General features: G+C 69.2%; 11 protein-coding genes. 5 read left to right on the plus strand and 6 right to left on the minus strand.

The features are described 5' to 3' along the window. The 6 genes from D7V93_RS24010 to D7V93_RS24035 form a co-directional block, all read right to left on the minus strand. Window positions 1–148 (minus strand): GTP-binding protein (locus D7V93_RS24010; protein ID WP_233582667.1); only part of this gene is annotated, 148 nt, incomplete at its 3' end. 141 nt (window positions 149–289) lie between these two features. Continuing rightward, entirely contained in the window at window positions 290–2,365 is a 2,076-nt protein-coding gene (gene fusA / locus D7V93_RS24015; RefSeq protein WP_120645627.1) for an elongation factor G, read from the minus strand. A 152-nt stretch (window positions 2,366–2,517) separates the two neighbouring features. Next, entirely contained in the window at window positions 2,518–2,988 is a 471-nt protein-coding gene (gene rpsG / locus D7V93_RS24020) for a 30S ribosomal protein S7 (RefSeq protein ID WP_014395858.1), read from the minus strand. A 154-nt stretch (window positions 2,989–3,142) separates the two neighbouring features. Continuing rightward, window positions 3,143–3,514: a 30S ribosomal protein S12 gene (rpsL, locus tag D7V93_RS24025; protein ID WP_014395857.1), complete on the minus strand. Its 372-nt coding sequence runs from the start codon at window positions 3,512–3,514 to the stop codon at window positions 3,143–3,145. Window positions 3,515–3,666: 152 nt separating this feature from the next. After that, entirely contained in the window at window positions 3,667–4,161 is a 495-nt protein-coding gene (gene rimI, locus D7V93_RS24030) for a ribosomal protein S18-alanine N-acetyltransferase (protein WP_120645628.1), read from the minus strand. Then, entirely contained in the window at window positions 4,158–4,745 is a 588-nt protein-coding gene (locus tag D7V93_RS24035) for a hypothetical protein (protein ID WP_244237474.1), read from the minus strand. The genes rimI and D7V93_RS24035 overlap by 4 nt, the downstream gene beginning before the upstream one ends. Before the next feature lie 264 nt (window positions 4,746–5,009). Here D7V93_RS24035 and D7V93_RS24040 point away from each other — a divergent pair, with 264 nt between their 5' ends. The 5 genes from D7V93_RS24040 to D7V93_RS24060 all read left to right on the plus strand — a co-directional run bounded on the left by D7V93_RS24040 (window position 5,010) and on the right by D7V93_RS24060 (window position 13,036). Continuing rightward, the gene (locus D7V93_RS24040) at window positions 5,010–6,026 is read left to right on the plus strand and encodes a DnaJ C-terminal domain-containing protein (protein ID WP_120645630.1); all 1,017 of its coding nucleotides are present in this window, start codon (window positions 5,010–5,012) and stop codon (window positions 6,024–6,026) included. Between the two features lie 99 nt (window positions 6,027–6,125). Beyond that, window positions 6,126–6,854 (plus strand): HEAT repeat domain-containing protein, encoded by a 729-nt coding sequence (locus D7V93_RS24045; RefSeq protein ID WP_120645631.1) that lies wholly within the window; start codon window positions 6,126–6,128, stop codon window positions 6,852–6,854. 111 nt (window positions 6,855–6,965) lie between these two features. Then, window positions 6,966–8,669: a hybrid sensor histidine kinase/response regulator gene (locus tag D7V93_RS24050; protein ID WP_120645632.1), complete on the plus strand. Its 1,704-nt coding sequence runs from the start codon at window positions 6,966–6,968 to the stop codon at window positions 8,667–8,669. 75 nt (window positions 8,670–8,744) lie between these two features. After that, window positions 8,745–10,466 carry an arginine--tRNA ligase gene (argS, locus tag D7V93_RS24055; protein WP_120645633.1) on the plus strand — a complete coding sequence of 574 codons (1,722 nt, stop codon included), beginning with the start codon at window positions 8,745–8,747 and terminating at the stop codon, window positions 10,464–10,466. Between the two features lie 14 nt (window positions 10,467–10,480). After that, window positions 10,481–13,036 carry a 1-acyl-sn-glycerol-3-phosphate acyltransferase gene (locus tag D7V93_RS24060; RefSeq protein WP_120645634.1) on the plus strand — a complete coding sequence of 852 codons (2,556 nt, stop codon included), beginning with the start codon at window positions 10,481–10,483 and terminating at the stop codon, window positions 13,034–13,036. Window positions 13,037–13,176 lie beyond the last annotated feature (140 nt).

Here is a 13,176-nt window from a genome sequence, read left to right on the forward strand (position 1 = left end):
TCTGGTCGTACGCCATGAACGTGGCGCCGCCGGACTTCGCGAGCACCTTCGTGATGGCCGCCGTCAGCGACGTCTTGCCGTGGTCCACGTGCCCAATCGTTCCGATGTTCACGTGGGGCAGGCTGCGGTCGAACTTTTCCTTGGACATGAACCACTCCTCACGACGGCACCGGTGCAACCCCGGCGGTCTGGAACTTTGGGAGAGAACTCCCGAGCGGTGCTGCGTGTGCTTCAAAGCCGCTGGAACGTCAATACAATTCGCCCGGCGGCTTCCCCTCCAGCCAGGGCGTCAGCGGTTGAGCGCGGACTTGGGCGCGGCTGCGTAGTGCTTGAACTGCATGGTGTACGTCGCCCTTCCCTGGCTCTTGCTCCGCAGGTCGGTCGAGTAGCCGAACATGGCGGCCAGGGGCACCTCTGCCTGGATGGCCTGCACGCCGCCAGGCCGGGGCGTCATCCCCAGGATCTTCCCGCGCCGGCCGTTCAGGTCGCCAATGACGTCGCCCATGGAGGCCTCGGGGGTGAGGACCTCGGTGGCCATGATGGGCTCCAGGAGCACCGGCTGGGCCGCTCTGACCGCGTCCTTGAAGGCCAGGGAGCCGGCGATCTTGAACGCCATCTCCGACGAGTCCACGTCGTGCATGGAGCCGTCGTAGGCCTCCACCTTCACGTCCACCATGGGGTAGCCCGCCACGGGACCGTTCTGCATGGCCTCGCGGGCACCGTCGCGCGCGGCGTCCACGAACTCCTTGGACACGGCGCCTCCGGTGATGCTGTTGATGAACTCGAAACCCTTGCCGGGCTCGTTGGGCGACACGCGCAGGTGGATGTGGCCGTACTGGCCCTTGCCACCCGTCTGGCGGATGTACTTGCCCTCCGCCGTCTGGGTGGTCGTCACCGTCTCGCGGTAGGCCACCTGGGGCTTGCCGATGTTCGCGTCGACCTTGAACTCGCGCAGGAGCCGGTCGACGATGATCTCCAGGTGCAGCTCGCCCATGCCGGCGATGAGCGTCTGGCCCGTCTCCTCGTTGGTGCGCACGCGGAAGGACGGGTCCTCCATCGCCAGCCGCTGCAGGGACTGGATGATCTTGTCCTGGTCCGCGGTCGACTTCGGCTCGATGGCGATGTCGATGACCGGCTCGGGGAACTCCATGCGCTCCAGCACGATCTGCTGCTTGTCATCGCAGAGCGTGTCGCCCGTCGTCGCGAGCTTCAGGCCGACCACGGCGCAGATGTCACCAGCGTAGCACTCGGTGAGCTCGTCCTTCTTGTCCGCGCGCATCTGCACGAGCCGGCTGACGCGCTCGCGCTTGCCCTTCACGGAGTTCCAGACCGCCGTACCCGCCTCCAGCTTCCCCGAGTAGACGCGAAGGAACGTCAGCGTCTGCGAGGAGAAGGCCGGGTCGTTCATGATCTTGAACGCCAGCGCGCTGAAGGGCGCGTCGTCGCGCGTCTCGCGCACCGCGTCCTCGCCCTTGGGCGTCTTGCCCTGGATGGGTGGCACGTCCAGCGGGCTGGGCAGGTAGTCCACCACCGCGTCCAGCAGCGGCTGGACGCCCTTGTGCCGGAACGCCGAGCCGCAGAACACGGGGAACAGCTTCAGGCCCACGCAGCCCTTGCGGATGGCGCGGCGCACCTCTTCCTCGGTCAGTTCCTGGCCCTCGAGGAACTTCTCCGTGAGCGCGTCATCCTGCTCGGCCGCGGCCTCCAGCAGCTCCGCGCGCGCGGCCTCCGCCGCGGCCTGGAACTCCTCGGGAATCTCCACGATGTCGACCTTGCTGCCCTGCTCCTGCTCCTGGAAGACGAGCGCCTTCATGCGGACCAGGTCGATGACGCCCTTGAGCTTGTCCTCGGCGCCCAGCGGCAGCTGCATGCGCACGGGACGCGCGCCCAGCTTCTCGCGGATGGTGCCGACGGACATCTCGAAGTCCGCGCCCACGCGGTCCATCTTGTTGATGAAGCAGATGCGCGGGACCTTGTAGCGGTCCGCCTGGCGCCACACCGTCTCCGACTGCGGTTCGACACCGTTCACGGCATCGAACACGGCGATGGCGCCGTCGAGCACGCGCAGCGAGCGCTCCACCTCGATGGTGAAGTCCACGTGCCCCGGCGTGTCGATGATGTTCACGCGGTAGCGGTGGCCCTCGCGCTCCCAGAACGCGCTGATGGCGGCGGAGGTGATGGTGATGCCGCGCTCGCGCTCCTGCACCATCCAGTCCGTCGTGGTGGTGCCTTCGTGCACCTCGCCCATCTTGTGGATGGCGCCTGTGTAGAACAGGATCCGCTCGGTGGTGGTCGTCTTGCCGGCATCGATGTGCGCCATGATGCCGATGTTGCGGTAGCGCTCGAGGGGGAACTCACGGGCCATGACTCAGTTCCTTCCAGGGAGGCGGGAGGCGCCGGAAGCGGCCCTGCCCACCCACCGACCGGACATCTCAGAGAACCTGCTGTGCTGACAAACAAAACCGCCCGGACGCTGATAGCGCATCCGGGCGGCGACCGCGAAGCCCCTGACGGGACCTACCAGCGGTAGTGCGCGAAGGCCTTGTTCGCCTCCGCCATCTTGTGCGTGTCTTCACGCTTCTTCACCGCGTTGCCGCGGTTGTTGGCGGCGTCCATGATCTCGCCGGCCAGCTTCTCCTGCATGGTCTTCTCACCGCGCGCCTTGGCGTAGGAGATGATCCAGCGCATGCCGAGCGCGACGCGGCGATCCTGACGGACCTCCACGGGGACCTGGTAGGTCGCGCCACCGACACGGCGGCTCTTGACCTCAAGCACGGGCTTGACGTTGTCCAGGGCCTTCTTGAAGGTCTTGAGGGGGTCTTCCTTCGCGCGCTCCTCCATGAGGGCGAAGGCGCCGTAGCACACGCCCTCCGCGATGGACTTCTTCCCCTTGCGCATCAGGTCGTTGACGAACTTGGTGACGAGCCGGTCCTGGAACTTCGGATCCGGGAGAATCTTCCGCTTGGCGACTACGCGACGACGAGGCATCTCTTCCCTTACGCCCCACTCCCCTCTTCAGAGGAAAGCTTCGCGGGGCTTCAAGACTTGGATTTCGAAAGGACACTCCCCAGGGTGTGGGGCCAGCGTCCGACACTGCTTCAAGGACTGCGAAGGTGTTCCGCGCCAACGACGCGCGGGGGGACTAGCTGGGACGCTTCGCGCCGTACTTCGAACGGCTCTGCTTGCGACCGGCAACGCCCACGGAGTCCAGCGTGCCGCGGATGATGTGGTAGCGAACGCCCGGGAGGTCCTTCACGCGGCCTCCGCGGATCATCACCACCGAGTGCTCCTGGAGGTTGTGACCCACGCCGGGGATGTAGGAGGTGACCTCGATGCCGTTGGTCAGACGAACGCGGGCCACCTTGCGGAGCGCGGAGTTCGGCTTCTTCGGAGTCGTGGTGTAGACGCGGGTGCACACGCCGCGCTTCTGGGGGCACTCCTTCAGGGCAGGGCTCTTGCCCTTGATGTTGAGCTTCTCGCGGCCCTTGCGGACGAGCTGGCTGATGGTCGGCACTGAAACCTCTTCTTCGATGGGAACCGCTTCCGGACACACGAAAGCGGAGCATATCTACCTACAGGCTACAGAAAGGCCCGCGAGTATAGGGAGGGGCCCCCGGGTGTCAAGCATGGCCAATCCCCGGGCCGGACGCTCTACTCCGCGCAATCCTAGAAGTCGAGGACCATCACGATCGCGTCCTCGCCCTCGTCCGCGTAGTAGTTCGGCCGGATGCCGACCGGCCGGAAGCCCAGCGAGCGGTAGAGGTTGAGCGCGGACTCGTTGCCCCGGCGCACCTCCAGCGTGGCCAGGGAGCAGCGGCGCGCGACGCCCCGGCGCAGCACCTCCTCCATCACCGTGCGCGCGACACCCCGGCGACGGTGGACGGGGGCGGTGGCCACGTTGAGGACGTGGACCTCGTCGTGGACGATCCAGAAGATGGCGAGCCCCAGGAGGGCCACGCCGCCCTCGGGCAGCGGCTCCTCCACGAGCAGGATGGTGGACCAGTCGTGCTGGAGCTCGCGCTGGAGCAGCTCCGGGGACCAGGGGTTCTTGAAGGACTGCTTCTCCAGCGCCATCACCGCCGGCATGTCGTCCACGGTCATCTGCCGGAGGATGAAGCCCTGCGCCTTTTCGGGAGTCCCGTCCTCCCGCAGCCGTCTCATCGCCGTGCCTCCCGCGCGAAGGGCGCCACGCGCCGCACCTGCGCCGACTTGCGTACTTCAGCCAGGGCCTGCGCCGCCAGCTCCCCGTAGCGCGCCCGCACGAGCTGTTCGCGGATGGCCGTGCGCGCCGCCTGGTCGAACTCGCCGGGGAAGAGGTCCCGGTGTTCGTCATAATGGTGGCGCACCTCCGCTTCGCTCACCTGTGCCTTCAAGCGCACCCGACTGTCCAGGATCCGCTCCGCCCGGAGCCCCCGCGCCAGCACCGCCAGCAGGGCCTCCTGGTCCACGTCATGACGGGCGAGGAAGCGTTTCAGCCCCTCCTCCCCTCCCAGCCTCATCCGGAACGCCTCCAGACGGGCCTCCACCTCCGCAGGTTCGGCGGGAAAGGCCTGCAGCCGGTCCGCGCTCAGGACCTGGAGACGCTGGTTGATGGAGAACTCCAGGGCTCCCTGGAGGGTCTGCTCGTCCAGCGGGAGGGCGGCGACCTGCACGGCCCCCCGCTGGATCAGCGCCACCCGGGCCTCCATCTCCAGCTCGCTCTGGGTGAGGACCTGGCCCTCGATGACCGCCACGACGCGGTCCATCACCCTGCCCTCCTCCCGGGGGGAGGCCGGCGCGGGCGCGGCGGCGTGGGCGGTCGTCCAGAGGCTGGACCCGGGCCCGAGGGGGGCGCCCAGCAGCCAGCACGCCAGCCCCAGGTGAACCGCTCGACGTCCGCGCGGTGCTGGCATGACCTTCCTCATCTTCCGGCGACTGTAACCATCCCGGCCCTGTCCGGACATCCCGTGCTGGCGCTCACCGCCCCGCTGGTTACGTTCCTGGATGTCGGGTACTGCACGGCGAGAACTATGGCGGACGACTACTACCAGATTCTGGGCGTGCCACGGACGGCGTCCGCGGACGAGATCAAGAAGGCCTTCCGGAAGCTGGCGCGCCAGCACCATCCGGACGTCAACCCGGGTGACAAGAGCGCGGAGGAAAAGTTCAAGCGCATCAACAGCGCCTTCGAGGTCCTGAGCGATCCGAAGAAGCGCCCGCTCTACGACGAGTTCGGCGAGGACGCGGAGAAGATCGGCTTCGACGAGAAGAAGGCCACGGCCTACCGCCAGTACCGGGCCGCCCAGGCGGCCGAGCGCGGGGACGACCTGACGACCCGCGTCCAGATTTCACTCGCCGAGGCCGTGTCTGGCACCGAGCGCACGCTGTCCCTCCAGCGCCCGGGCCGGTGCGGCAAGTGCCACGGCGAGGGCCACACCGGGAAGCTCGTCACCTGCCCCACCTGCAACGGCACGGGCCGGGCGCGACGGGGCGGCGCCGTGTTCGGTGGCTCGGGCGTGTGCCCCACCTGCCGGGGCAGCGGCCGGGCCCCCGAGACCTGCACCCAGTGCGGCGGCAACGGGATCCAGGAGGAGACGACGCGGCTGACGGTGAAGATTCCGGCCGGCGTCCTGACGGGCTCCAAGGTGCGGCTCGCAGGACAGGGTGCCGCGGGCGTCCATGGCGGGCCCCCCGGCGACCTCTACATCGAGACGGAAGTCGCCGAGCACCCGCTCGTGCGCCGCGAGGGTGACGACCTGTACCTGGACCTGCCGGTGACGGTGTCCGAGGCGCTGCTGGGGGGCGAGGTGCGCGTGCCCACGTTCCAGGGCGAGGTGACGCTGAAGGTGCCGCCCGGCTCACAGTCCGGCCGGAAGATGCGGCTCAAGGGACGCGGCGTGCCGTCGCTCCGGGGAGGCGCGCCGGGCGACATGTACCTCCTGCTCCAGGTGAAGGTCCCCGAGGAGGCCACCGACGAGGTGCGCGCGGCCGCGGAAACGCTGGCGCGGGCCTACCGGGGCGACGTCCGCCGGGAGTTGACGCTGTAGTGTGATGACCTCTCGTTGCTACTTGTTGCCTCTTGTCCTGGAAGGCGCCCCGTCCTACATGGCGCCTCCACCTTCCGAATCCGGAGCGGGTACGTACCTATGGGTCTCTTCGATTTCCTCACGGGCGGCTCGGGCCCCGAAAAAGCCCTCAAGCTCAAATCCAAGGTGACCCAGAAGTATGGGGAGCCGTCCACGCGGCAGAAGGCCCTGCAGCAGCTGGGGGAGATGAAGTACCCCGAGGCCGTGACGGTGCTGCTCAGCCGGTTCACCATCACCGTGGACCCGCTCACCACCGACGCGGACGAGAAGGAGCACACCTTCGAGCTCATCAAGGGCTTCGGCCAGGAGGCCGTCGCGCCGGTGAGCGCGTTCCTCAAGCAGAGCGAGCACGCCACGTCGTGGGCGCTGCGGGTGCTCCAGGAGCTGCTGGCGGAGGACGCGCTGCTGGGCGTCATCACCGACACGCTCCAGCACCTGTCGTCCCGCTACACGCGCGACCCGGAGAAGAAGGTCGTCCTGCTCCACCACGTCCAGGGCAAGCAGGACCCGCGCGTGGCCCCCGCCGTCCTCCCCTTCCTGGAGGACATGTCCGACGACGTGAAGATCGCCGCCATCAACGTCCTGGGCTCCCTGAAGTACGAGCCGGCCCGGGAGCCCCTGCTCCAGCTGCTCACCTCCGAGGACACCGCGCGCCGCGTGCAGACGGCCGCGCTGGCGGCCGTGGCGGAGAGCGGCTTCGCGGTGCAGGGCTACCAGGACAAGGTGCAGGCCGCGCTCGTGGAGCCCTACAGCCTGGACAAGGACGGCCGCATCCAGCGCCGGGCATGAGCAGGCAGCGAACGCTCGCGCTGTCGGACACCGGACATGGGCCCCCTCCCCGGGGGCTGGCACACACCGGGGTGGTTCCCTCCCACGCGAGACATGAAGCAGGATTCACGCGTGCCATCGAAGAAAAAGGGTCCGCAGCTCGCTGAAGTCGTTCAACTGCGCCCCGCTGCCGCGACCGTGAAGAAGTCCCCACCGAAGCGGGCGGCGAAGCCTCCGCCTCCCGTGGACACGGACTCCGCCGCCCAGGCGCTGCTGGAGATGGGCCGTCAGCTCACCGACAACGCGGGCCCCACCGAGGCCCTGCGGGCGCAGCTCCAGACGCTCCACACGCTGCTCAAGCCCAAGGTCTGCTACGTCGCGCGCCACTTCCCGTCGCGCAACCAGCTCCATGTGGAGCACGTGCGCGGCCGCTACGACGAGCGCGTCACCGCCGCCGTCCCGGGCGAGGGCGTGGTGGGCCGCTGCTTCACCGACAAGGTCCTGCTGCGCGAGGACGACACCGTCGCCGTGCCCCTGGAGGGACCGCAGGGCGTGACGGGCGTGCTCGTCGTCCTGGGCGCCCGGCGCAGGGCGTCCGACATCCTGATGCAGTCGCTGGCGTCGCAGCTCACCGCCGCCTACGAGGTGGCCCGGCTGCGCGACGACAGCGCCCGGCGCAACAAGGACCTGCAGACGGCCATCGCGGGCCTCAAGAGCCTGGAGCAGAACCGCGAGGAGCTGCTCGGCAATGTGTCCCACGATTTGAAGAACCCGCTCACCACCATCAAGGCCTACCTGGCCATGCTGGGCCGGGAGAAGCTGGGCGCCCTGACGGACGGCCAGCGCCGCGCGGTGCAGATCTGCGATCGCAACTCCGACCGGCTGTTGCAGCAGGTGAACGACCTGGTGCTGATGTCCCGGCTGTCGTCCGGGAAGATGCAGCTCAACCAGCGCCCCTTCGGCCTCAAGGCCGTGGCGGAAGAGGTGGTGCGTGGGCTGGGCGCAGTCGCCGAGCACAGCCGCGTGCGCGTGGTGATTCCGCCGTGCCCGGAGGTGTTCGTCCGCGGCGACCGCGAGCGCATCTCCGAGGCCATCCACAACCTCGTGGAGAACGGCATCCACCACAGCGAGACGGACGACGTCGTCGAGGTGAGCGTGGCGTCCGCCGAGGGCCTGGGTACCCTCACCGTGAAGGACTCCGGCCAGGGCATGACGGCCGAGGCGCTGGAGCACGTCTTCGACTCGTTCTACCGCGCGCAGCCCGGCATGCCGCGTCCCCCGGGCGCGGGCCTGGGTCTGCCCCTCGTCGCGAAGATCGTCGCGCTGCACGGCGGGCGCGTGGACGCCACGAGCGTGCTGGGCGAGGGCAGCACGTTCCAGATGGTCCTGCCCCTGTTCGCGAGCGCCGTCAGCGCCCCGGACCTGACCCAGGCGGCGCCCAAGGCGGGCGGCATCCTCCTGGTGGAGGACGACGTGGACTGCCGCGAGGTGCTGGAGCAGGTGCTGGAGCAGGAGGGCTACCGGGTGATGGCCACGTCCGGCGCCGCCGAGGCGCGCTCCATCCTGTCCCACATCCGGCCGGCCATGGTGCTGTTGGATCTGCGGCTGTCCGGCGAGGACGGACGCTCCGTGCTGCACTTCATCCGCACCACCGAGTCCCTGGCGGACGTGGTCGTCTACATCATCTCCGGCGCCAGCGACGTCGCGTCCCTCACCTCGGGTGAAGGTCCGGACCGCATCGACGGGTACTTCGAAAAGCCGCTGAAGCTGCCCAAGCTGCTGGACACCGTGGCGGCGGTGGTGCGTCCCCGCAGCCGCGGCCCCGCAGTGCCCTGAACGACGCCCCGGGCGCCTTCGCCACAGAAGAGGTGGCAGGAAGGCGCCCCGCCTTGGGTAGTATCCGCGCGGCCCATGAGCACTTCCGTCTATTCCCGCTACCGCGCCGCGTTCGCCCAGGCTCTTGCCGGGGCTTTGGGCGTCCCCGCCGCTGACATCGATTCGCAGGTGAAACCCGCGGATCCCGAGCACGGCGACCTGAGCTTCGCCACGTTCCCGCTCGCCAAGGCGCAGAAGAAGGCGCCGCCCGCCATCGCCGCGGCGCTCGCGCAGTCGCTCCAGGTTCCCGGCCTGGAGGTGAAGGCCGTGGGCCCGTACGTCAACGCGCGCTTCCTGCCCCTGCCCTTCACCCAGGAGGTCATCGACAGCGTGCGGCTCGCGGGCGTCGCCTACGGCAGCGACGCCGAGGAGGGCAAGGGCAAGACGGTGGTCATCGACTACTCGTCGCCCAACATCGCCAAGCCCATTGGCTTCCACCACATCCGCACCACGTTCCTGGGCCACTGCATCGCGAACCTCTACCGCGCGCTGGGCTGGCGCGTGGAGGGCATCAACTACCTGGGCGACTGGGGCAAGCAGTTCGGCCTCGTGGCCGTGGGCTTCCAGGAGTACGGCGACCCGGCGCGCATCACGGACATGGCGCACCTGGTGGAGGTGTACGTCAAGGCCAACAAGCGCGCCGGGGAGGACCCCGTCTTCGACGAGAAGGCCCGCGAGTTCTTCCGCCGCATGGAGGCCAACGAGCCGGAGGCGATGAAGCTCTGGAACCAGTTCCGGGAGACGAGCGTCACCGGATTCAAGCGCGTCTACGCGCGCATGGGCATCGCCTTCGAGCACATCGAGGGGGAGAGCCGCTACCAGGGCCGGATGGACGCGGTCATCGACCAGATCGCGAAGAAGCCCGGCGTGAAGGAGTCGCAGGGCGCCATCATCGTGGACATGCCCTACGCGGAGAACGAGCCGCCCGTCCTCCTGAAGAAGAACGACGGCAGCACGCTCTACGCCACGCGCGACCTGGCCGCGGCGGAGGACCGCCACGCGCGCTTCCAGTTCGACAAGTCGCTCTACGTCGTCGCGCAGGACCAGGCGCTGCACTTCCGCCAGGTGTTTCGCACCCTGAAGGAGATGGGGCAGCCGTGGGCGGACCGGTGCATCCACGTGCCGTTCGGCCGCATCCACGGCATGAGCACGCGCAAGGGCCAGGTGGTGGAGCTGGATCAGGTCCTGGACGAGGCGAAGGAGCGCGTGCGCAAGCTCGTGGACGCGAACATCGCCTCGGGCAGCCTGGTGACAGAGGATCCCGACGGGCTGGCGGAGCAGATCGGCCTGGGCGCCATCGCCTTCGGCGACCTGAAGCACAACCGCGCCAGCGACTACACCTTCGACTGGGACGAGGTGACGAGCCCCGAGGGCCACACCGGTCCCTATCTCCAGTACGCGCACGCGCGCAGCGCGACCGTGCTGCGCAAGGGCGGCGGCGTTCCGGCGAGCTACGATCCCGCGCTGCTGACGCTTCCCGAGGAGCAGGCGCTGGTGCGCGAGCTGATGCGCCTGCCTGACGTGGTGCGCACGGCGGCGGAGCAGTACGAGCCGAGCCTCGTGGCGCGGCTGTTGCTGGACGTGGCGGCGGCGTACAGCCGGTACTACACGGCTGGCAACAAGGAGCGCGACAAGCGCATCCTCGTGGAAGGCAATGATCCGGTGCGGGCGGCACGACTGGCCCTCACGGACGCGACGCGCATCACCCTGGCCGCGGGCCTGAGGCTCTTGGGCATCCCGACGCCGGAAAACATGTAGCCTGGGGGGCTGCCGTGGACACCGCGCTGGTGCAGACCGTGACGCAAGGAGAGGCCTTGAAGGAGGAATTCGGTCCCATGTCCCGGGTGCTCGGGGCACGGTACTTCGACGGGGTGCTGTTCCCCCCCGAGGCCGAGAACGAGCTGCGTGCGCTCAGCGCCCGCGGCTTCGTGGTGCACGTCATGCGCACCACGGCCTGGATCAACTTCCTCTACCTCGCGTGGGCCATGGTCCGCCGGGCCATGCCGCCCATCCGCGCGGTCGTGAACCTGCGCCCCTGGTTCACGAAGCCGTGGCGGCAGACGGCGCACGCGGGCGCGGTGGAGGAGCGCTTCCGCTACGCCGGCCAGCAGGGCGGCAGCGGGCTCGTGTTCCTGCGCCGCACGGCGCTCCTGCACGCCTCCGGCAAGGAGACGCGCGAGGACCCCTTCCCCGCCCTGGTGCGGCTGGCGCGCGGCTCTGAGCGGCCGGTGTTCCTGGTGCCGGAGCTGTTCGTCTGGGAGAAGCGCGCCGCGAAGCTGAAGCCGGGCTGGCGGGACGTGGTGTTCGGCAGCCCGGAGGCGCCGGGCTTCGTGCACTCGATGGTGGCGTTCTTCCGCAACTACAAGCGCGCGCAGTTCCGCGTGGGAGAGCCCATCGACCTGCGCCGCTTCATCGAAGAGAACCCGCAGGCCACCGACGAGGTGCTGGCGCGCAAGGTGCGCAGCGCGCTGCACGTGCACCTGGCGCGTGAGACGCGCGCGGTGTTCGGCCCGCCGCAGAAGCCCACCGACCGCCTCATCGACGAGACGCTGCGCGACCGGCAGCTGCGCAAGACGCTGGACGAGCACGCCGCCGCCACCGGCCGCAAGCCGGCGAGCGTGCATCGCGAGGCCCGGCGCAACCTGGAGGCCATCGCGGCCCGGCCCAACCCGTCCGTGCTGGCGCTCATCGCGCCCATGCTGGAGTGGGTGTTCAACCGCATCTACGACGGCATCGGCGTGGACGAGGCGGGCCTGCACCGCGCGCTCAAGGCCGCGGGCCGCGCCCCGGTGGTGCTCTGCCCCAGCCACAAGAGCCACGTGGACTACCTGGTGATGAGCTGGGTGCTCTGGAGCCGCGGCTACACGGCGCCGCTGGTCGCCGCCGGCGCCAACCTGTCCTTCTGGCCCCTGGGGCCGCTGTTCCGCCGATGCGGCGCGTTCTTCCTGCGCCGCTCGTTCAAGGGCGACAAGGTCTACGCCGCGTCCTTCAAGGCGTACATCAAGAAGCTGGTGCACGACGGCCTCCACCAGGAGTTCTTCCCCGAGGGCGGCCGCTCACGCACGGGCAAGCTGCTGACGCCCAAGCTGGGCATGCTCACGTGGCAGGTGGAGGCGGTGCTGGACGGCGCGCGCAACGACCTCTACTTCGTGCCCGTCTCCATCGACTACGAGAAGGTCGTGGAGTCCGACAGCTACTCGAAGGAGCTGGCCGGCGGGGAGAAGAAGCCGGAGGACCTCAAGGCCCTCTTGAGCGCGCCCAAGGTGCTGGCGGCGCGCTACGGGCGCATCCACCTCACCTTCGACGAGCCGCTGTCGCTGGTGGAGTTCATGCAGGCGCGTGGCCTGTCGCCGCAGGTGCCGGTGACGGACGAGCAGAAGAAGGGCCTGGTCCGCGCGCTGGGCAACCGGGTGATGTACGGCATCAGCAAGGTGTCCACCGTCACGCCGCACGCGCTGGTGAGCGCGTCGCTGCTGGCCCACCGCCGGCGCGGCCTCACGCAGCGCGAGCTCACGGACCGGATCAGCCTGCTGCGCCGCATCGCGCTCGAGGACGGCGCGCGGCTGTCCCCGGAGCTGGTCAACGCGCCCAGCAACCCGGAGACGCTGGGCCCCATCCAGGACGCCATGCGCGAGTTCATCTCCGACGAGATGGTGCGCACGAAGGAGGCGCGCGGCGAGGTCAGCTACCAGGTGGAGGACGCGCGCCGCGCGGAGATGTCCTTCTACAAGAACACGCTGATGAACCTGGTGGCCGCGCGCAGCCTCGTGGCAAACGCGCTGCTCGCCGGCACACCCGCGCCCTACGACATCGTGAAGGCGCGCGCGCTGTTCCTGTCGCGCCTCTTCAAGGTGGAGTTCATCTACCGGGTGGGCGCGTCGTTCGACACCATCTTCGCCGAGTGCGTGGAGCGGCTCGCGCGCATGGGCCTGGTCATCCAGGACGGCGACACGCTCAAGCAGGCTCCCGAGGCGCACGCGCAGCCGGAGCTGGAGTTCATGGCGGACCTGCTGCGCGACTTCCTGGAGGCCTACCTGCTCGCGGCGATGACCCTGCCCGACGTGGCCGCGGGCATCGCCACCGACCGCAAGGCCTTCGTGAAGCTGGCGCTGGAGACGGGGCGCGGCGAATACAACGCCGGCCGCATCACCGCCGCCGAGTCGCTGGCGAAGACGACGCTGGAGAACGCGGTGGAGTACCTGTTGGATCAGCGCATCCTCGTGGAAGAGGACAAGAAGCTGAAGCTGGGAGACCCTGCGGCGGCGGCCGACCTGCCCCGGAAGAACCAACTCGCGGACGCCCTCCGCGCGTACCTGCACCGGGCCTGAGCCCCGCTCCGCAGCATCCCGAAGCACACGCGGCACCCACCCTCCGCCCCGGGCGGAGGGGCAGGAGACGACACGGTGGATGAAGCCTCCCCTCCCAGCGACCCGCAGCCGGTAGGGCCCACCGTGCCGCCGCCCCTCCA

The organism is Corallococcus llansteffanensis, assembly GCF_003612055.1.
GTDB lineage: Bacteria > Myxococcota > Myxococcia > Myxococcales > Myxococcaceae > Corallococcus > Corallococcus llansteffanensis.

What these genes read in the sequence shown, in the direction of transcription:
- fusA (WP_120645627.1), bottom strand. Translation starts at nt 2,365, where the DNA reads ATGGCCCGTGAGTTCCCCCTCGAGCGCTACCGCAACATCGGCATCATG.
- rpsG (WP_014395858.1), bottom strand. Translation starts at nt 2,988, where the DNA reads ATGCCTCGTCGTCGCGTAGTCGCCAAGCGGAAGATTCTCCCGGATCCG.
- rimI (WP_120645628.1), bottom strand. Translation starts at nt 4,161, where the DNA reads ATGAGACGGCTGCGGGAGGACGGGACTCCCGAAAAGGCGCAGGGCTTC.
- D7V93_RS24035 (WP_244237474.1), bottom strand. Translation starts at nt 4,745, where the DNA reads ATGGACCGCGTCGTGGCGGTCATCGAGGGCCAGGTCCTCACCCAGAGC.
- D7V93_RS24040 (WP_120645630.1), top strand. Translation starts at nt 5,010, where the DNA reads ATGGCGGACGACTACTACCAGATTCTGGGCGTGCCACGGACGGCGTCC.
- D7V93_RS24045 (WP_120645631.1), top strand. Translation starts at nt 6,126, where the DNA reads ATGGGTCTCTTCGATTTCCTCACGGGCGGCTCGGGCCCCGAAAAAGCC.
- argS (WP_120645633.1), top strand. Translation starts at nt 8,745, where the DNA reads ATGAGCACTTCCGTCTATTCCCGCTACCGCGCCGCGTTCGCCCAGGCT.